Origin of the sequence: Luteimonas colneyensis, from assembly GCF_014836665.1 — a bacterium.
Taxonomy (GTDB): Bacteria; Pseudomonadota; Gammaproteobacteria; order Xanthomonadales; family Xanthomonadaceae; genus Luteimonas; species Luteimonas colneyensis.
Map to the genome: position 1 here is coordinate 80,701 of NZ_JACSQJ010000001.1, position 16,319 is coordinate 97,019.

At 71.3% G+C, this 16,319-nt stretch carries 18 protein-coding genes; 5 read left to right on the forward strand and 13 right to left on the reverse strand.

Annotated elements, in window-relative coordinates; genetic code table 11:
- Positions 1 to 12 precede the first annotated feature (12 nt).
- Positions 13 to 771, forward strand: a complete 759-nt coding sequence (gene rlmB / locus H9645_RS00335) for a 23S rRNA (guanosine(2251)-2'-O)-methyltransferase RlmB (RefSeq protein ID WP_191727764.1) — start codon at positions 13 to 15, stop codon at positions 769 to 771.
- Between the two features lie 356 nt (positions 772 to 1,127).
- Here the strand turns inward: rlmB and rnt are convergent, their stop codons facing one another.
- From rnt to H9645_RS00390, 11 genes are all read right to left on the reverse strand, one after another.
- A complete protein-coding gene (gene rnt / locus H9645_RS00340; RefSeq protein ID WP_191728423.1) occupies positions 1,128 to 1,730 on the reverse strand; it encodes a ribonuclease T in 603 nt (200 codons plus the stop codon).
- 64 nt (positions 1,731 to 1,794) lie between these two features.
- The gene (locus H9645_RS00345; protein ID WP_191728483.1) at positions 1,795 to 2,616 is read right to left on the reverse strand and encodes an HvfC family RiPP maturation protein; all 822 of its coding nucleotides are present in this window, start codon (positions 2,614 to 2,616) and stop codon (positions 1,795 to 1,797) included.
- A 1-nt stretch (position 2,617) separates the two neighbouring features.
- Positions 2,618 to 3,484 (reverse strand): HvfB family MNIO-type RiPP peptide maturase, encoded by an 867-nt coding sequence (locus tag H9645_RS00350; protein WP_191727765.1) that lies wholly within the window; start codon positions 3,482 to 3,484, stop codon positions 2,618 to 2,620.
- 45 nt (positions 3,485 to 3,529) lie between these two features.
- The gene (locus H9645_RS00355) at positions 3,530 to 3,970 is read right to left on the reverse strand and encodes an HvfA family oxazolone/thioamide-modified RiPP metallophore (protein WP_191727766.1); all 441 of its coding nucleotides are present in this window, start codon (positions 3,968 to 3,970) and stop codon (positions 3,530 to 3,532) included.
- Positions 3,971 to 4,061: 91 nt separating this feature from the next.
- A complete protein-coding gene (gene phoU / locus H9645_RS00360) occupies positions 4,062 to 4,766 on the reverse strand; it encodes a phosphate signaling complex protein PhoU (RefSeq protein WP_191727767.1) in 705 nt (234 codons plus the stop codon).
- Positions 4,763 to 5,605: a phosphate ABC transporter ATP-binding protein PstB gene (pstB, locus tag H9645_RS00365; RefSeq protein ID WP_425490179.1), complete on the reverse strand. Its 843-nt coding sequence runs from the start codon at positions 5,603 to 5,605 to the stop codon at positions 4,763 to 4,765. Before pstB ends, phoU begins: the two co-directional genes overlap by 4 nt.
- A gap of 25 nt (positions 5,606 to 5,630) precedes the next feature.
- Positions 5,631 to 6,500, reverse strand: coding sequence for a phosphate ABC transporter permease PstA (gene pstA, locus H9645_RS00370; protein WP_191728424.1), 870 nt, complete (start codon positions 6,498 to 6,500; stop codon positions 5,631 to 5,633).
- On the reverse strand, positions 6,497 to 7,465 hold the full coding sequence (gene pstC / locus H9645_RS00375; protein WP_191727769.1) for a phosphate ABC transporter permease subunit PstC: 969 nt from the start codon (positions 7,463 to 7,465) through the stop codon (positions 6,497 to 6,499). Before pstC ends, pstA begins: the two co-directional genes overlap by 4 nt.
- A 54-nt stretch (positions 7,466 to 7,519) precedes the next feature.
- On the reverse strand, positions 7,520 to 8,602 hold the full coding sequence (gene pstS, locus H9645_RS00380) for a phosphate ABC transporter substrate-binding protein PstS (protein ID WP_191727770.1): 1,083 nt from the start codon (positions 8,600 to 8,602) through the stop codon (positions 7,520 to 7,522).
- Positions 8,603 to 8,902: 300 nt separating this feature from the next.
- Positions 8,903 to 9,859, reverse strand: coding sequence for a restriction endonuclease (locus H9645_RS00385; protein ID WP_191727771.1), 957 nt, complete (start codon positions 9,857 to 9,859; stop codon positions 8,903 to 8,905).
- Positions 9,860 to 9,927: 68 nt separating this feature from the next.
- On the reverse strand, positions 9,928 to 10,203 hold the full coding sequence (locus H9645_RS00390) for a polyhydroxyalkanoic acid system family protein (RefSeq protein WP_191727772.1): 276 nt from the start codon (positions 10,201 to 10,203) through the stop codon (positions 9,928 to 9,930).
- An 84-nt stretch (positions 10,204 to 10,287) separates the two neighbouring features.
- Between H9645_RS00390 and H9645_RS00395 the strand changes: the two genes are divergently transcribed.
- On the forward strand, positions 10,288 to 11,070 hold the full coding sequence (locus H9645_RS00395; RefSeq protein WP_191727773.1) for an FHA domain-containing protein: 783 nt from the start codon (positions 10,288 to 10,290) through the stop codon (positions 11,068 to 11,070).
- Here H9645_RS00395 and H9645_RS00400 read toward each other — a convergent pair.
- On the reverse strand, positions 11,047 to 11,724 hold the full coding sequence (locus tag H9645_RS00400) for a protein-methionine-sulfoxide reductase heme-binding subunit MsrQ (RefSeq protein WP_191727774.1): 678 nt from the start codon (positions 11,722 to 11,724) through the stop codon (positions 11,047 to 11,049). The two genes, H9645_RS00395 and H9645_RS00400, sit on opposite strands and share 24 nt — an antisense overlap.
- Positions 11,708 to 12,676: a protein-methionine-sulfoxide reductase catalytic subunit MsrP gene (msrP, locus tag H9645_RS00405; protein WP_191727775.1), complete on the reverse strand. Its 969-nt coding sequence runs from the start codon at positions 12,674 to 12,676 to the stop codon at positions 11,708 to 11,710. The genes H9645_RS00400 and msrP overlap by 17 nt, the downstream gene beginning before the upstream one ends.
- Before the next feature lie 106 nt (positions 12,677 to 12,782).
- Between msrP and serC the strand changes: the two genes are divergently transcribed.
- Genes serC through aroA form a run of 3 tightly spaced genes read left to right on the forward strand, consistent with a single transcriptional unit; the run spans position 12,783 to position 16,316 of the window.
- Entirely contained in the window at positions 12,783 to 13,889 is a 1,107-nt protein-coding gene (gene serC / locus H9645_RS00410) for a 3-phosphoserine/phosphohydroxythreonine transaminase (RefSeq protein ID WP_191727776.1), read from the forward strand.
- Positions 13,882 to 14,979 (forward strand): prephenate dehydratase, encoded by a 1,098-nt coding sequence (pheA, locus tag H9645_RS00415; protein ID WP_191727777.1) that lies wholly within the window; start codon positions 13,882 to 13,884, stop codon positions 14,977 to 14,979. Before serC ends, pheA begins: the two co-directional genes overlap by 8 nt.
- Positions 14,976 to 16,316: a 3-phosphoshikimate 1-carboxyvinyltransferase gene (gene aroA, locus H9645_RS00420; RefSeq protein ID WP_225217897.1), complete on the forward strand. Its 1,341-nt coding sequence runs from the start codon at positions 14,976 to 14,978 to the stop codon at positions 16,314 to 16,316. Before pheA ends, aroA begins: the two co-directional genes overlap by 4 nt.
- The last annotated feature ends 3 nt before the right edge of the window (positions 16,317 to 16,319 follow it).

Genomic DNA, 16,319 nt, shown 5'->3' on the forward strand with positions numbered 1-16,319 from the left:
CAAGAGGGCCCGATGGGCAACAAGCAGAACCAGTGGATCGTCGGCATCAACGCCGTCGCCTCGGCCGTGGACCACGACGCCGACAACGTGCGCGAAGTGCTGCTGGAGGCGGGCGCGAAGAATCCGCGCATCGCGGCGATCGAGGAGGACGCGCGCCGGCGCGGGATCGAGGTGCGTCGCGTGGCGCAGCAGGCGCTGGACGGCGTCGCCGGAGGCCTGCGCCACCAGGGCGCCGTCGCGCGCTATGCGGCGGCAAGGACGCACGACGAGGACGACCTGCCGGGCCTGGTCGAGGCCGCTGGAGGGCGCGCGCTGCTGCTGGTGCTCGACGGCGTGCAGGACCCGCACAATCTCGGCGCCTGCCTGCGCAGCGCCGCGGCCGCGGGCGTGACCGCGGTGGTGATCCCCAAGGACAAGGCCGTGCAGGTCAACGCCACCGTGCGCAAGACGTCCGCCGGCGCCGCGGACGCGATCCCGGTGGTGCGCGTCACCAACCTCTCGCGCAGCCTGCGCGACCTGCAGAAGCAGGGCGTGTGGATCTACGGACTGGCCGGCGAATCGGAAGCGTCGCTGTACGGCATCGATCTGCGCGGCAACGTCGCCCTGGTGCTGGGCGGCGAGGGCGAGGGCCTGCGCCGCCTGACCCGCGAGCACTGCGACCAGCTGGTCGCCCTTCCGATGCCGGGCGCCGCCGATGCCGGCGTCGAAAGCCTGAACGTCTCCGTGGCTGCCGGGGTCTGCCTCTTCGAAGCCGTCCGGCAGCGGCTCTAGGTGGTTTGCCGGGAAAGCTTTTTTTGCCACGGATTACGCGGATAACGCGGATTTACACGGATAGAGCGGAAAGGCAGAAAAAGCGGAAAAGGCGGAAAGCTTTCTTCAGCCACGGATTTGCGCGGATTACGCGGATCTGGCTGAGGCCGGTGCCTGCGCCACGCACTGCACCTGTTCTTCATTCAGAAGGGCTTTCTGGCGTCAATCTTGCCTCGGCCAGATCCGCGTAATCCGCGCAAATCCGTGGCAAAAAAGCTTTTTCTCCTGCCTTTGCTTTATCCGTGTAAATCCGCGTTATCCGCGTAATCCGTGGCAAAAAGCTTTTCCCGCACCCCAACCCGGAGCCGGAACAACCCTCAGGTTGCGGGCGTCGCGAAGCGGCCCATGGCGTTGGCGATGGTGCAGAAGAGCTGGGCGGTGCGTTCGGTGTCGTAGACGGCCGAGTGCGCGTCTTCGCTGTTCCAGTCCAGGCCGGCCGCCTGCACGGCGCGCGCGAGCACCGTTTGCCCGTAGGCCAGGCCGGCCATGGTTACGGTGTCGAACACGCTGAAGGGATGGAAGGGGTTGCGCTTGTGGCCGCTGCGGGCGACCGCGGCGTTGAGGAAGTTGAGGTCGAAGTGGGCGTTGTGCCCGACCAGGATCGCGCGCTGGCAACCGTGCTTCTTCACCGCGGCCCGCACGGCGGTAAACACGTGCTCCAGCGCGTCCTTCTCCGGCTTGGCGAAGCGGAAGGGATGGTCGAGGTCGATGCCGGTGACCTGCAGCGACTTCGGGTCGATCTCGGTGCCCGGCGCGGGCACCAGGTGCGCGCTGGCGCCTTCGCCAGGGACGTAGCGGCCGTTTGCGTCGAGGTCGATGGGCAGCACCGCGATCTCCAGCAGCGCGTGACGGTTCCAGTCGAAGCCACCGGTCTCCACGTCCACCACCACCGGCAGGTAGCCGCGGAAGCGGGCGGACATGGGCGCGAAGGCGGGCGTGGCCTCGGGGGCCTGGGGCGGGAGCGGGCTGGTCACCGGCGCTAGTCTAGCCGAGCACGGCGCCGGCCCCGCCATCGTCGCTGTCGCACCGGACGCCGGCCACGATGCCTTCGTGGTGCCAGCGCAGCAGCATGGCGGTCCCCTCCCGGAGGAAGCCCGCATCGGCGGCTGCGCCGGCTTCGGCGGCGAGCGCCTCCAGCTGCGCACGGCCGCCGAGGGTCGGCGCTTCGTCCAGGCGTTGCAGCAGTCGCCAGGCCAGGGGGCTGGGCGAATGGAAGCGCACCCGGCCGCCAGCGTCGCGGTGCAGCAGGAGCAGGGTCGGCGCCGGAGGCGGCGCAGCCGGCAGGAATCCCGGGCCGATCCGGTGCACGGGCCAGGCGTAGGCCAGCGGCCAGGCCAGCGGCGACAGCAGCGGCCGGCCGTCCAGCAGCGCGGCGGCGGCGTCGATGCCGGGGGCGTCGAGCCGGTCGTGCGCGATGTCGTCCACCGTCGCTTCGCTGATCTGCAGCGCCAGTTCGATCCATTCGTAGTGCGCCAGCTCGGGCAGCCAGGGCTCATGGCCGTCGCTGTCCTCCACCCAGCGCAGGAACTCGCGCGGGAGCTCGGGAAACAGCGGCGTGCGGCAGCCGTGGTCGCGGTAGAAGGCGCGCACCATCGCCGGCCAGGCGTCGCCGCGGATGCGGCGGATCACCGGGAAGTTGCCGGCGAGCAGGCGCGAGACGTTGTTGAAGAAGAGGTCGCGGTAGACCTGCATGCGCCGCGGGTCGATGCCGGGCGGCGGCGGATGCCGGTCGGGGTCGCGGATGTGCGCGCTGAACGCGTCCTGCTGCGCGCGCAGGGCGTTACCGGCCGCCAGCGTGTCCTGCACGTCAGGCCGCCCGGCTGCGCGCCGGCGCGCCGGCGAGGTGGCCGCGCACGACCGCGAGCTCGCCCAGCAGTTCTTCGAAGGGCGGGAAGTCGAAGTCGCGCTCGAGCAGGGTCGGGCGCGGCCCGACCAGCGCATAGGCTTCGGCCAGCAGCTGCCAGACCGGATCGGCCACCGCGGCGCCGTGGGTGTCGATCTTGAGGCCGGGGGCTTCGTCGCGGTGCCCGGCGACGTGGATGCAGGCCACGCGCGCGCCCGGCAGGCCGCGCAGGAACGCGCTGGCGTCGTAGCCGTGATTGGTGGCGTTGACGATGATGTTGTTGACGTCCAGCAGCAGGTCGCAGTCGGCCTCGGCGAGCACGGCGTTGATGAACTCGAGTTCGGTCAGCGGCCTCGCGTCCGTGCCGGTCGCCGGGACCGTCGCGTAGTAGGAGATGTTCTCCACCGCGATCCTGCGTCCGAGCACGTCCTGCGCGCGGCGGATGCGCGCCGACACGTGGTGCACGGCTTCGTCGCTGAAGGGCAGGGGCAGCAGGTCGTAGAGCTGGCCGAAGCTGTCGCCGCAGGCGCTGAGGTGCTCGCTGTAGAGCGCGGCGCGGTGCGCGTCGAGGAAGCGGCGCAGCGTGTGCAGGAAGGTGTCGTCGAGGGGGGCGGGACCGCCCAGCGACAGCGAGAGGCCGTGGCAGGCCAGCGGATGCTCCGATGCCAGCCGGGCGAAGGCCTCGCCCGGCGCGCCGCCGACGCCGATCCAGTTCTCCGGGGCGGCCTCGAGGAAATCGAAGCTGCCGGCGGGCGCCGCGAGCAGGTCCTGCAGCAGCGCGCGCCGCAGGCCGAGGCCGACGGCGCGGGTGGGCAGCGGGGCGACGGTCATGGCCACGCGAAGCGCGGCACGCCGCGCCCGGGATCCATCAGGGACTCAGGCCGCGCCGCCGCAGGCGCCGGAGCCACCGCACTTGCCTTCGCCGCACTTGCCCTCGTGGGCGGCCTTGTCGGCCTCGTCGGTCTGGTCGCTGGAGGCTTTGGGGGCAGCGTGGTGCGCGTCGTGCTCGGCCTTGTCGATGAACCCATCGCCGTTGACATCGATGCCGGCGAAATAGGACGGATCCTTCTCGGGATGGGCGGCGCCGAACTCGGCGGCCGAGATCCGGCCGTCGCCGTCGCTGTCGCTGCGATCCATGCCGCAGCGGCCTTCCCCGTCCTTGGCCACGGCCGGCGTGTCCGCGACGGGCGCATCCTGGGCGGCGAGCATGTAGCCGCCCGCGAGCGGCGCCATCGAGAACGCGGCGCCCGACAGCGCGATGCCGCCGAGGGCGGTGGCCATGGCCAGGGCAACGGGCTTGGCGGTTGACTTCGACATCTTGGCGTTCCTCGGAGGGCGGCGGACGGCCGCGGGGACGCCAGTATGCAGCAGCCCCGTTCACGCCGCGTCGACGCCGCAGGGAGCGCCGTCAGGTCGTCGTATTGGTGTCGTCGGCCTTCTCGCGAGGCGGCAGGTTGTCCTCGCCGCGCACCATGAACCAGATGTTCTCGGCGATGTTGGTGGCGTGGTCGCCGATGCGCTCGAGGTTCTTGGCCATGAACAGCAGGTGGGTGCAGCCGGTGATCGCGCGCGCGTCCTCCATCATGTAGGTCAGGAGTTCGCGGAACAGGCGCGTGTACTCGGCGTCGAGCGCGGCGTCGCGGTCGCGGACCGCCTGCGCGGCCTCGGGATCGTGGTTGACGTAGGCCTCGAGCACGTCGCGCACTTGGCGCACGGCCAGCGCGCCGACGTGCTTCAGGCCGCTGGCAACGGGCAGCGCCGGCGCCTGGTTCAGCGCGATCGAGCGCTTGGCGATGTTGGCGGCGTAGTCGCCGATGCGCTCGATGTCGGACACGATGCGCAGCGCGGCCAGGATCTCGCGCAGGTCGCGCGCCAGCGGCCCGCGCAGCGAGAGCTTCATGGCGTCGTGGCTGACCTCGCGCTCGAGCGCGTCGATCGCCTCGTCGTTGGCGACGATGTGGCCGGCGGCGCGGTCGTCGCGGCGTTCCACCACGTCCAGCGCGGCCTCGAGCTGGGCGACGGCAAGCTCGCCCATGCGCAGGATCTCGCCGATCAGGCGCTGGCGCTCCTCGTCGTGGCTGCGGACGATGTGGTCGTTGGGGGTGTTGTTCATCCGAACCGTCCGGTGATGTAGTCCTCGGTCTGCTGCTTCGAGGGATTGGAGAAGATGGTCTCGGTCGTATCGTGCTCGATCAGGTCGCCGAGGTACATGAAGGCGGTGTAATCCGAGACGCGCGCGGCCTGCTGCATGTTGTGGGTCACGATCACGATCGTGTAGTCGACCTTGAGTTCCTCGATCAGCTGCTCGATGCGGCTTGTCGAGATCGGGTCCAGCGCCGAGGTCGGCTCGTCGAGAAGCAGCACCTCGGGCTTCAGCGCCACCGCGCGGGCGATGCACAGGCGCTGCTGCTGCCCGCCCGACAGGCCCAGCGCGCTCTGGCCCAGCTTGTCCTTGACCTCATCCCAGAGCGCGCCCTGGCGCAGCGCCGATTCCACGCGCGCGTCCATCTCGCTCTTCGACAGCTTCTCGTGGTGGCGGATGGCGTAGGCGATGTTCTCGTAGATCGTCATCGGGAACGGCACCGGCTTCTGGAACACCATGCCGACCTTCGAGCGCAGGCGGTTCATCGGGTATTTCGGCGACAGGATGTCCTCGCCGTCGAGCAGGATGCTGCCGCTGGCCACCTGGCCCGGGTACAGGGCGTAGATGCGGTTGAACACGCGCAGCAGCGTCGACTTTCCGCAGCCCGACGGCCCGATCAGCGCGGTCACGCGCTTCTCCGGGATCTGCATCGCCACGCCCTTGATCGCGTGGAACCTGCCGTAGTGGAAGTCCAGGCCGCGCACCGAGAGCTTCACCGGCGCGGTTTCGCCCGCAGGCCTGCGCGGCGTGGGCGTGGCAAGCCGGGCGCGTCCATATTCGGTGGCGGCGGCGGCGGGAGCGTCGTTCATCGGAAGGGTCCAGGATTGGGTCGGATCAGTCATGGGTGACGCGCTTGCGGAGCAGCAGGGCGCGCGCGCCGAGGCTGATGAGGAGCACGAAGGTGGTGAGCACCAGGGCGCCGGCCCAGGCCAGCTGCTGCCAGGTCTCGTAGGGGCTGCCGGCGAACTGGTACATCACCACCGGCACGCTGGCCATCGGCTGCATGACGTTGCTGTTCCAGTACAGGTTGCCGAAGGCGGTGAACAGCAGCGGCGCGGTCTCGCCGCTGATGCGCGCCAGCGACAGCAGGATGCCGGTGACGATGCCGGCCGAGGCGCTGCGGTAGAGCACCTGGACGATCACCTTCCACTGCGGCACGCCCAGCGACAGCGCCGCCTCGCGCATCTGCGCCGGCACCAGCCGCAGCATCTCGTCGGTGGTGCGCAGTACCACCGGCAGCACGATGAAGGCGAGCGCCACGGCGCCGGCGAAGGCGGAGAAGCTGCCGCCGGTGTTCATCACCAGCAGGGTGTAGACGAACAGGCCGAGTACGATCGAGGGTGCCGACAGCAGGATGTCGTTGACGAAGCGCACGACCGTGGCCGCGCGGCTCGCCGCGCCGTACTCGGCCAGCCAGGTACCCGCTGCCACGCCCAGCGGCGCGCCGATCACGATCGCCAGTCCGCACATCACCGCCGAGCCGAACAGCGCGTTGCGCAGGCCGCCTTCGGCCATCGGCGGCGGGGTGTCCTTCGTGAACAGTTCCCAGTTGATCCCGGTGATGCCCTTGGACACCAGGGTCCACAGGATCCAGCCCAGGAACAGCAGGCCGACGACCGCGGCCACGCAGGACAGCGTGAGCGCCAGGACATTGGTGATGCGGCGGCGCAGGTACAGCCGCTCGGAGACCAGGGCGGACATCAGTTGCCCTCCCGGCGCGCCAGCCGCGCGAGCATCAGCCGCGCCAGCGCCAGCACCACGAAGGTCACGATGAAGAGGACGAAGCCGAGCAGCAGCAGCGCCGACCGGTAGGTCTCGGTGGCTTCGCCGAAGTCGTTGGCGATCAGCGCGGCGATGGTGGTGCCGGGTTCGAGCAGCGAGGGGGTCAGGCGCACGCTGTTGCCGACCACGAAGGCCACGGCCATGGTCTCGCCCAGCGCGCGGCCGAGGCCGAGGAACACGCCGCCGATGACCGCCGAGCGGGTGTAGGGCAGGACGATGTCCCAGCACACCTCCCAGCGCGTGGCGCCGAGCGCGTAGGCGGATTCCTTCAGCCGCGTGGGCACGGTCAGGAAGACCTCGCGCATCACGGAGGTGATGAAGGGCACCACCATGATCGCCAGCACCAGGCCGGCGGTCAGCACGCCGATGCCCAGCGGCGGGCCCTGGAACAGGATGCCGACGCCGGGGATCGTCCCGAGGTGCTCGTTGAGCCAGGGCGTCACGTGGCGGGTCATCACCGGCACCAGCACGAACAGGCCCCACATGCCGTAGATGATCGACGGGATGCCGGCCAGCAGCTCGATCGCCGCGCTCACCGGTCCGCGCAGCCAGCGCGGCGCCACTTCGGTCAGGAACACCGCGATGCCGAAGCTCACCGGCACCGCGAGCAACATGGCGATGACGGCGGTGACCACGGTGCCGTAGATCGGCGCCAGCGCGCCGTACCGGTTCTCCACCGGATTCCATTCCGCGGAGAAGAAGAACGACAGGCCCTGCGACTGCAGGGCCTCGCGGCCGCCCCAGAGCATCGAGAGCATGGCGCTGGCCAGGGCCAGCAGCACGAACACGACGGTGCCGAAGAGGGCGTAGCGGAACCAGCGGTCGGCGCGTGCGTCGCGGAGGTCGCGGCGGCCGGGCGCGGAGGCGGTCAGGGCGGTGGCGTTCATCGGTGTCCCGGGGACTGGAGGATGCCCGCCGCGGGTGCGGCGGGCACGGTCGCCTTACTGGCCCTGCTGGAACTCGGCGGCCCAGTACGCCTCGATCTGCTGCACGAGCTCGGCGGGCAGCGGCACGTAGTGCAGCTCGCTGGCCTGGGCCTGGCCCTCTTCGAAGGCCCACTTGAAGAACTCCAGCGCGGCCTTGCTGCGCGACGGGTCCTTCGGCTGCTTCGGCATCAGCATGAAGTTGGTCGCGGTGATCGGCCAGGACTCGGCGCCCGGGGCGTTGGTGATGACGAGGTTGAAGTCGCTGGCCGAGGCCCAGTCCGCGGTGCGCGCGGCGGCGGCGAAGCTTTCGGCGCTGGGTTCGACGAAGTTGCCCTCGGCGTTCTGCAGCGAGGCGTAGGGCATGGTGTTCTGCAGCGCATAGGCCAGCTCGACGTAGCCGATCGCGCCCTGGATCTGCTGCACGTAGGAGGCCACGCCCTCGTTGCCCTTGCCGCCGACGCCAAGCGGCCACGACACCGAGGTGCCTTCGCCGACCTGCGCCTTCCAGTCGGCGCTGACCTTGGACAGGTAGTTGGTGAAGTTGAAGCTGGTGCCGGAGCCGTCGGAGCGGTGGACGATGCTGATCTTGCCGTCGGGCAGGGCCAGACCGGGGTTCAGGCCGGCGATCTCGGGCGCGTTCCAGGTCGTGACCTTGCCCAGGAAGATGTCGGCCAGCAGTGGCCCGGTGAGCTTCAGCGCACCGGGCGCCAGGCCTTCGATGTTCACCACGGGCACCACGCCGCCGATGGCCGACGGGAACTGGCCGAGGTTGGCCTCCGCGAGCTCCTCGCTCGACAGCGGCTTGTCGCTGGAGCCGAAATCGACGGTGCCGGCCTTGACCTGGGCGATGCCGCCGCCGGAGCCGATGGACTGGTAGTTGACCTGGCGGCCGGTGGCGGCGTTGTAGTCGGCCGACCACTTCGAGACCAGCGGGTAGATGAACGAGGCGCCCGCGCCGGACACCTGGGTGGCGACGCGCTCGCCCGCGGCATCCGCGCCGGCCGTGGCCGAAGGGTCGCCCGAGGGCTGGCAGGCCGCGACGAACAGCGCCGAGGCGAGGGCGAGCGAAGCGATTCGCAGCTTGGGGAAGGTGGTCATGGCGGATTCCGTTGTGGGCGAGGAGCCGTAAGCGGCTTGCGCACATTGGATGATGTTTTTATGACAGCTTCATGACGAGTCGTGTCGCAGTTGGGCCGGGCGGCCGTGCGCACGCAAAAAGACGGGCCCCGGAGGGCCCGCAAAATGAAGCGTTCTACAGTCAGGAGACGAGGAGGATGACCTGGGGCCGCCGCGGGCCGGAACGCTCCCCGGCGGGCCACGCGGGGCATTTCACGCTCTGGCGGTGACCCGATGATGTCGGTCCGGTGACGCCTGCATGACAGGCGGTCCGGGCTGCCCTCAGTAGCTGCGGCACTGCCGGAACCGCACCGGCCGGTCGCTGCCGGGCGGCGGCGTCAGCTGGATCCTGGAGGCGGCCAGGGCGGGGTAGCGTTCGACCAGCGGGCAGATCTTCGCCACGGGATCCTCGCGGGTGTCGGCGAGGATCACTTCCAGGGTGGAGGCGGTGGTCCACAGCGTGGTCGCCACCATCGGCAGGGTGGTGATCGCCGCCGCGAGCTCGCGGCGCTGCCGTTCCAGGGTGGCGGCATCCGGGTCGGCCACGGGCCCGGCGGTGGCGGTGTCGCCGCTGGCTCCGTCAACGGGCGCGCCGGCTGCAGTGGGGCCGGCTGCAGGGGGCCGGGTGTCCGCCGGGCCTGAACGGGAGGCGACGTCCGGCGTGGGCAACAGCGCGAACACGGCGACGCCCACGATCAGCGCCAGCAGCCATCCCGCCAGGCTGCGCTCGCGCGCGCGCCTGCCCGAAGCTTCGGTGATCGGATCCAGGACCGTCGCCGGCAGCAGCGGGCGCAGCTCGGGCCACAGGGTGGCCCCGTCGAGCAGCTCGATCGGCTGGCGGTGCGCGGCGCTGCGTGCTTCGCCGTCGATGCGTCCCTGGGTGACCAGCAGCCCGCCCGCGGCGCCGGCGAGCCGCATGGCCTCCGACAGCGCCGCCACCGCCGGCCGGCCGAGCACGAAGGAGCTGCCGTGCTTCGCCGACAGCAGCCAGTGCCCGCCGTCGCGGACCAGGGTGTAGTCGTCGTCGCCGGCCGGGGTCTCGCGGTCCACCAGGCGGTGGTATCCGCGGCGGTCCAGCGCCTCGAGCACGAGGTGGATGAAGGCGCGCCAGGACATGGCCGACAGCGCGGCGATCCCGGCGTCGGTGTCGTGTCGCCGCCGCAGCGGTCCGTGCGCGAACCAGGTCGCGGCGCCTCCTACCGCCAGCGCGGCGACGATCGCCAACAGCCACTGCAGCATTCCGTACCCCTGTCGTCGGACCTTGCCGGGAATATAGACGCAAGGCGGCGCCCTGCGCGCGCGGAGGCTCAGGCGAAGTGCTTGTCCAGCACCCGCCGGATCTCGGACTCGATCGGTCCCTGCATCGCCGACAGCAGGAAGCCCAGCTCGGCCTGCACGCGCACCGCGCCGGGCAGCAGCGCGATGCGGCCGTCGACGCCGGCCCGGCTGAAGTGCAGCGCATCGTCCTGCCATCGGCACTCCACGCCGAAACGCTCCACCAGCTTGTCGGCCACGTGCTGCACGGCGTCGCGCGCGCGGGGAGGGGGCAGCGCGTGTGCGTGCTGGATGTCGATGCCGGCCATGCTGGGTCCGCAAGAGGTGGGACTCCATTCTGGAGCCGCGCAGGCGGCGATCCAAGGGGCCGTGCGTGATAGATTCCACCGCGCATGGATACCCTCAGGCTGCGCTTCGACTCCGCCGGCAACGACCACCCGCTGACCGTCGGCGTGCACGGCGTGGGGCGGCCGCGCGACGGCGCCGGCCTCGGCCCGGTCGAATCGTCGCCGCTCGTGAACTTCTGCGTCGACCGGCGCGGCGTGTGGCTGACGGTGCCCGAGGGCACGCGCGGCGTGCACGTCAACGGCAGGCCGGTCCTGCGGATGGCGATGCTGCGCGTGGGCGATTCCATCTTCGTCGACGGCAGTGGCATCCGCGTGGTCGCGTCGCGTCCGCCAACGCAGCCGGCGGGCGGCTTCGGCGACAGCACCGGCGAGTCCGGCGACGTGCGCATCGTGCTGCGCGGCGTCGGCGGCCGCTACCACGGTCGCTGCCTGACGCTCGAGCGGCCGCGCCTGGTCGGGCGCGCGCCCGAGGCCGACATCCGCATCGACGAGCCCGCGTTCGCCGAGCGCCATGCGCGCCTTGAACTTCTGCGCGGCGATGTCGTGCTGCGCGACCTCGGTTCGGCCGACGGCAGCCTGGTCAACGGCGAGCCGGTGCGCGATGCGGTGCTGCAGCCGGGCGACCAGGTCGTGTTCGACGCCCACCACCGGTTCGTGCTCGAGGCGCCGGTGGGGATCGTCGACCGGGTCGCGCGCGATGACGGCGACCACGCCGGGGAGGCCGTGCCCGGGCGCGGCCGCAGCGTGATGCACCTCCCATGGCTGGTGCTGGCCGCGGCCGTGCTGGCGGGACTGCTGGCGCTGCTACTGCTGTTCGGCACCGGCTGAGGCCCGGGCGGGCGCCCGCGCACTTCGCTGGCGCCGTCGCACCAGCCGCCATCCCAGCAGGACGGCGAGGATCGACGCGTACAGCAGCGGCTCGCGGACGTCGGACTTCACCACCCACCAGAAGTGCAGCACCGCCAGCGCCGCGATGGCGTACACCAGGCGGTGCAGCCGGCCCCAGTTCCGCCCCAGCCGCCGCATCCAGCCGCGGGTCGAGGTCACTGCCAGCGGCACCAGCAGCAGCCAGGCGACGAAGCCCACGGTGATGTAGGGCCGCTCGGCGATCTCGACGAAGACCTGGCTCCACCAGCCGCGCAGGTCGAGCACCAGCCAGGCGCAGAAGTGCAAGCTGGCATAGGCGAACGCCCAGAGCCCGAGCATGCGGCGGAAGCGCAGCAGCGCCGGCTGCCCCAGCAGCTGGCGCAGCGGCGTGACTGCCAGCGTCACCAGCAGCAGGCGCAGCGCCCAGAGCCCGAGTTCGTGTTCGATGGCCGCGACCGGGTCCGCGCCCAGCGCGTCGATGTCGCCGCCGCCGCCCACCAGCCAGGCCTTCCAGCCCAGCAGCGCCAGCGGCAGCAGCGCCGCGGCGTGCAACAACGTCTTCGCCGCCACGACCGCGCCATCGCCGGACGCCTTGCGCTCAGTACCAGCGCGCAAGGTCCATGCCCTGGTACAGGGAGGCGACCTGGTCGGCGTAGCCGTTGAAAGGCCGGGTAGGGATGCGGTCGGCGAACAGCCGGTTGCCGTCGCCGGCGATGCGGCGTTCGGTGGCCTGGCTCCAGCGCGGATGGTCCACCGCGGGGTTCACGTTGGCGAAGAAGCCGTACTCGCGCGGCTGCATGTCGTTCCACGACGTGCGCGGGGCCTTGCGCAGGAAGTCGATGGCCACGATCGACTTGATGCCCTTGAAGCCGTACTTCCACGGCACCACCAGCCGCAGCGGCGCGCCGTTCTGCTGCGGCAGCGGCTTGCCGTACATGCCGGTGGCCAGCAGCGCGAGGGGATGCATGGCCTCGTCGATGCGCAGGCCCTCGCGATAGGGCCAGTCGAGGATCGGCGCGCGGATGCCGGGCATCTGGCGCGGGTCGGCGAGGGTGGTGAAGGCGACGAACTTCGCGTCCGCGGTCGGCTCGAAGCGCTTCAGCACCTCGCCCAGGGGAACGCCCAGCCAGGGGATCACCATCGACCAGCCTTCGACGCAGCGCATGCGGTAGACGCGCTCCTCCGGGGCCAGGCCCCTGAGCAGGGTCTCCAGCGGCACGGTGCCGGGCTTCGCGCATTCGCCGCCGACGGCCACCGACCAGGGCGAGGTCACCAGCGTCTTCGCGGCGCGGGAGGGGTCGGCCTTGCCGCTGCCGAACTCGTAGAAGTTGTTGTACGAGGTGGCGTCCTCGTAGCGGGTGAGTGGTTCATCGGCCCCGAAACCGGCCCCGGGCTTGCGGGCGGCAGCCCGCGGTACGTCCACGGGCGGCGGCGGCTCGCCGCGGCAACCGGCGACCGTGAGCGCGGGCGCCAGCGCGAAGGCCTTCAGCAGCCGGCGGCGGTCGCGGTAGACGGTTTCGCCGGTGATCTCCGAACCTGGCACCGGCGGCAGGCGGCATCGGGCCATCGTGAAGTCCTCGCGGGGAAGCGGGTGTCCATCCTACGCGCGCGTCCGTGCATGCGCGGTGTTGCATTGCGGCATACTGGATCGTCCCTGATTTCGAGGATCCGAGATGTCGCGCGCCTACAATTTCAGCCCCGGCCCAGCCATGCTGCCGGAATCCGTGCTGCTCGAAGCGCGCGGCACCCTGCTGGAGTACGGCGACGCCGGCGCCTCGATCGTCGAGATCAGCCACCGCGGCGCCGAGTTCATGGACATCGCCGCCCGCGCCGAGGCCGACCTGCGCACCCTGCTGTCGATCCCGGACGACTACGCGGTGTTGTTCCTGCCGGGCGGCGCGACCACGCAGCAGGCGCTGCTGCCGCTGAACTTCGCGGCGCCGGGCCAGCGCGCCGACTACGTGCTCACCGGCCACTGGGGCGCGACCGCGACCCGGCAGGCGGCGCCCTACGTCGATCTCAACGTCGCCGCCAGCAGCGAGGCCGACGGCTACCGCAGCATCCCGCCGGTGGCGTCGTGGCGGCTGTCGGACGATGCGGCCTACGTCCACGTCACCGCCAACGAGACCATCCACGGCGTCGAGTTCCGCCCGGCAGCGCCTGGTGGCCACGCGTTCCCCGACACCGGCGACGTGCCGCTGTTCGCCGACTTCAGCTCCAGCATCGCCTCCGAGCCGATCGACGTCGCGCGCTTCGGCGCCATCTACGCCGGCGCGCAGAAGAACCTGGGGCCGGTGGGCATCGGCGTGGTGATCGTGCGCCGGGACCTGCTCGAGCGCGCCGGCCAGCCGCGCGCCGACATCTTCGACTACCGCCTGCAGCTGGCCGCGGACTCGATGCTCAACACGCCGCCGACCTGGAACTGGTACGTCGCCGGCCTGACCTTCCGCTGGATGCTCGACGAGGGCGGGGTGGAGGAGTTCGCGCGCCGCAGCGACGCGAAGGCGAAGCTGCTGTACGCCGCCATCGACGGTTCCGGCGGCTTCTACCGCAACGAGGTCGAGGTCGCCGCGCGCTCGCGCATGAACGTGCCGTTCTTCCTGCCCGACGCGGCGCTTGACGCGGCCTTCCTGGCCGGCGCGCGCGAAGCCGGGCTGATCGGCCTCAAGGGCCACCGCGTGACCGGCGGCATGCGCGCCTCGATCTACAACCCGATGCCGCTGGCCGGCGTGCAGGCGCTGGTCGATTACATGCAGGAGTTCAAGCGCCGCCATGGCTGAGGGCAAGCCGACGAAGCCGGACCTCGCCGCGGTGCGCGCGCAGATCGACGGCATCGACCGCGAGATCCAGGCGCTGATCACCGAGCGCGCGCTGTTCGCCCGCCAGGTCGGGCGCGCCAAGGGCAAGCTGGCCGCGGCCATCGACTATTACCGGCCCGAGCGCGAGGCGCAGGTGCTGCGGCGCGTGGTCGACCGCAACGACGGTCCGCTGTCGGACGACGTGCTGGTGCGCCTGTTCCGCGAGATCATGTCGGCCTGCCTGGCGCAGCAGGAGCCGCTGAAGGTCGGCTACCTGGGTCCGGAGGGCACCTTCTCGCAGCAGGCGGTGCACAAGCACTTCGGGCACTCCGCCCACGGCCTGCCGCTGGCGAGCGTGGAGGAGGTGTTCGACGAGGTGGCGTCCGGGGCCGCCGATTTCGGCGTGGTGCCGGTTGAGAACTCCAGCCAGGGCACCATCCAGTCCACGCTGGACCTGTTCCTGACCTCGCCGCTGATGATCTGCGGCGAGGTCGAGCTGCGCGTGCACCAGTACCTGATGTCGCGCACCGGCCGCATCGAGGACATCGAGCGCATCTATTCGCACGGGCTGTCGCTGGCCCAGTGCAAGAACTGGCTGCGCCAGCACCTGCCGCTGGCGGAGAAGCTGCCGGTGGCGAGCAACGCCGAGGGCGCCCGCCGCGCACGCAACGCCGACGACGCGGCCGCCATCGCCGGCGAGAGCGCGGGCCGTGTCTATGGCCTGAAGGTGGTCGCCGGCCCGATCGAGGACCGCGGCGACAACACCACGCGCTTCCTGGTGATCGGCCGCGCCGCGTTCCCGCCGTCGGGCCATGACCGCACCTCGCTGCTGGTGTCGATCCACGACCAGCCCGGCGCGCTGTATCGGATCCTCGAGCCGCTGGCGCGGCACGGCATCAGCATGGACCGGATCGAGTCGCGGCCGGCGCACGGGGCGCTGTGGCAGTACGCGTTCTTCATCGAGGTCACGGGCCACGTCGAGGAGTCGCCGCTGAAGGACGCCCTGGCCGAGATCGATGCCTTCGCGGGCGACGTGCGGGTGCTGGGCTCGTATCCGGTGGCCGTGCCTTGAGCGCCGGCCTGGAGGGAACATCGGCGCCATCGGCGCGGGAGGCCTGGGTCGCTTCGCAGGGTCGCGCGCTGTCGGGCGACTTCGCGGTGCCCGGCGACAAGTCGATCTCGCACCGTGCGGTGATGTTCGCCGCGCTGGCCGACGGCAGCTCGCGCATCGACGGCTTCCTCGAGGGCGAGGACACGCGCGCCACCGCGGCGATCTTCGCGCGGATGGGCGTGGACATCGAAGCGCCGTCGCCGTCCTGCCGCATCGTCCGCGGCGTGGGCATCGACGGACTGCGTGCGCCCGACGGGGAGCTCGACTGCGGCAACTCGGGCACCGCGATGCGCCTGCTCGCCGGGCTCCTGGCGGGGCAGGCGTTCGATAGCGTACTCGTCGGCGATGCGTCGCTGTCCCGGCGGCCGATGCTGCGGGTGATGGCGCCGCTGCGCCGCATGGGCGCGTCGATCACCTCGGAGGACGGCGAGCGGCCGCCGCTGCGGATCGCCGGCGGGCGCCGGCTGGACGGCATCGGGTTCGATTCGCCGGTGGCCAGTGCGCAGGTGAAGTCGGCGGTGCTGCTTGCCGGACTGTATGCGCAGGGCGAAACCGGCGTCCGCGAGCCGCATCCCACGCGTGACTACACCGAACGCATGCTGGCCGCGTTCGGCTGGCCGGTGGACCATGCGCCGGGCCGTGCGCGGCTGTCGGGCGGGCACCGCCTGTCGGCGCGCGACATCGAAGTGCCAGGCGACTTCTCCTCGGCCGCGTTCTTCATCGTCGCCGCCTGCCTCGTGCCGGGCTCGGAGCTGCTGCTGCGCTCGGTGGGCGTCGATCCGCGCCGCACCGGCCTGCTCCAGGCCCTGCGCGCGATGGGCGCCGACATCCGCGAGCTCGACCGCCGCAACGGCGTCTGCGGAGCGGTGGCGGACATCGCCGTGCGGCACGCGCCGCTGCGCGGGATCGACCTGCCCGAAGCCCTGGTCGCGGACATGATCGACGAGTTCCCGGCGTTCGCGGTGGCCGCGGCCTGCGCCAGCGGCACCACGCGCGTGACCGGTGCCGGCGAACTCAGGGTCAAGGAGTCCGACCGGATCAGCGCGATGGCGACGGGGCTGGATGCGCTGGGCGTGCGGGTGAGCGAGACCGCGGACGGCATGGTGATCGAAGGTGGCCCGCTACGCGGCGGGCGCGTGGACAGCCTGGGCGACCATCGCATCGCGATGGCCTTCGCGGTGGCCGCGCAGCGGGCCGGGGGCGAGGTCGTGATCGACGACGTCGCCAACGTCGCGACCTCGTTCCCCGGCTTCGAGGCGCTGGCCCTGGACGCAGGCTTCGGGCTGGGCTCCGGCTAGCGA

Coding starts and splice junctions, on each gene's coding strand:
- H9645_RS00395 (WP_191727773.1), top strand. CDS start 10,288: ATGGATACCCTCAGGCTGCGCTTCGACTCCGCCGGCAACGACCACCCG.
- rlmB (WP_191727764.1), top strand. CDS start 13: ATGGGCAACAAGCAGAACCAGTGGATCGTCGGCATCAACGCCGTCGCC.
- phoU (WP_191727767.1), bottom strand. CDS start 4,766: ATGAACAACACCCCCAACGACCACATCGTCCGCAGCCACGACGAGGAG.
- pheA (WP_191727777.1), top strand. CDS start 13,882: ATGGCTGAGGGCAAGCCGACGAAGCCGGACCTCGCCGCGGTGCGCGCG.
- H9645_RS00385 (WP_191727771.1), bottom strand. CDS start 9,859: ATGCTGCAGTGGCTGTTGGCGATCGTCGCCGCGCTGGCGGTAGGAGGC.
- pstB (WP_425490179.1), bottom strand. CDS start 5,605: ATGAACGACGCTCCCGCCGCCGCCGCCACCGAATATGGACGCGCCCGG.
- H9645_RS00390 (WP_191727772.1), bottom strand. CDS start 10,203: ATGGCCGGCATCGACATCCAGCACGCACACGCGCTGCCCCCTCCCCGC.
- H9645_RS00355 (WP_191727766.1), bottom strand. CDS start 3,970: ATGTCGAAGTCAACCGCCAAGCCCGTTGCCCTGGCCATGGCCACCGCC.
- msrP (WP_191727775.1), bottom strand. CDS start 12,676: ATGGCCCGATGCCGCCTGCCGCCGGTGCCAGGTTCGGAGATCACCGGC.
- serC (WP_191727776.1), top strand. CDS start 12,783: ATGTCGCGCGCCTACAATTTCAGCCCCGGCCCAGCCATGCTGCCGGAA.
- pstS (WP_191727770.1), bottom strand. CDS start 8,602: ATGACCACCTTCCCCAAGCTGCGAATCGCTTCGCTCGCCCTCGCCTCG.
- H9645_RS00350 (WP_191727765.1), bottom strand. CDS start 3,484: ATGACCGTCGCCCCGCTGCCCACCCGCGCCGTCGGCCTCGGCCTGCGG.
- pstC (WP_191727769.1), bottom strand. CDS start 7,465: ATGAACGCCACCGCCCTGACCGCCTCCGCGCCCGGCCGCCGCGACCTC.
- rnt (WP_191728423.1), bottom strand. CDS start 1,730: ATGTCCGCCCGCTTCCGCGGCTACCTGCCGGTGGTGGTGGACGTGGAG.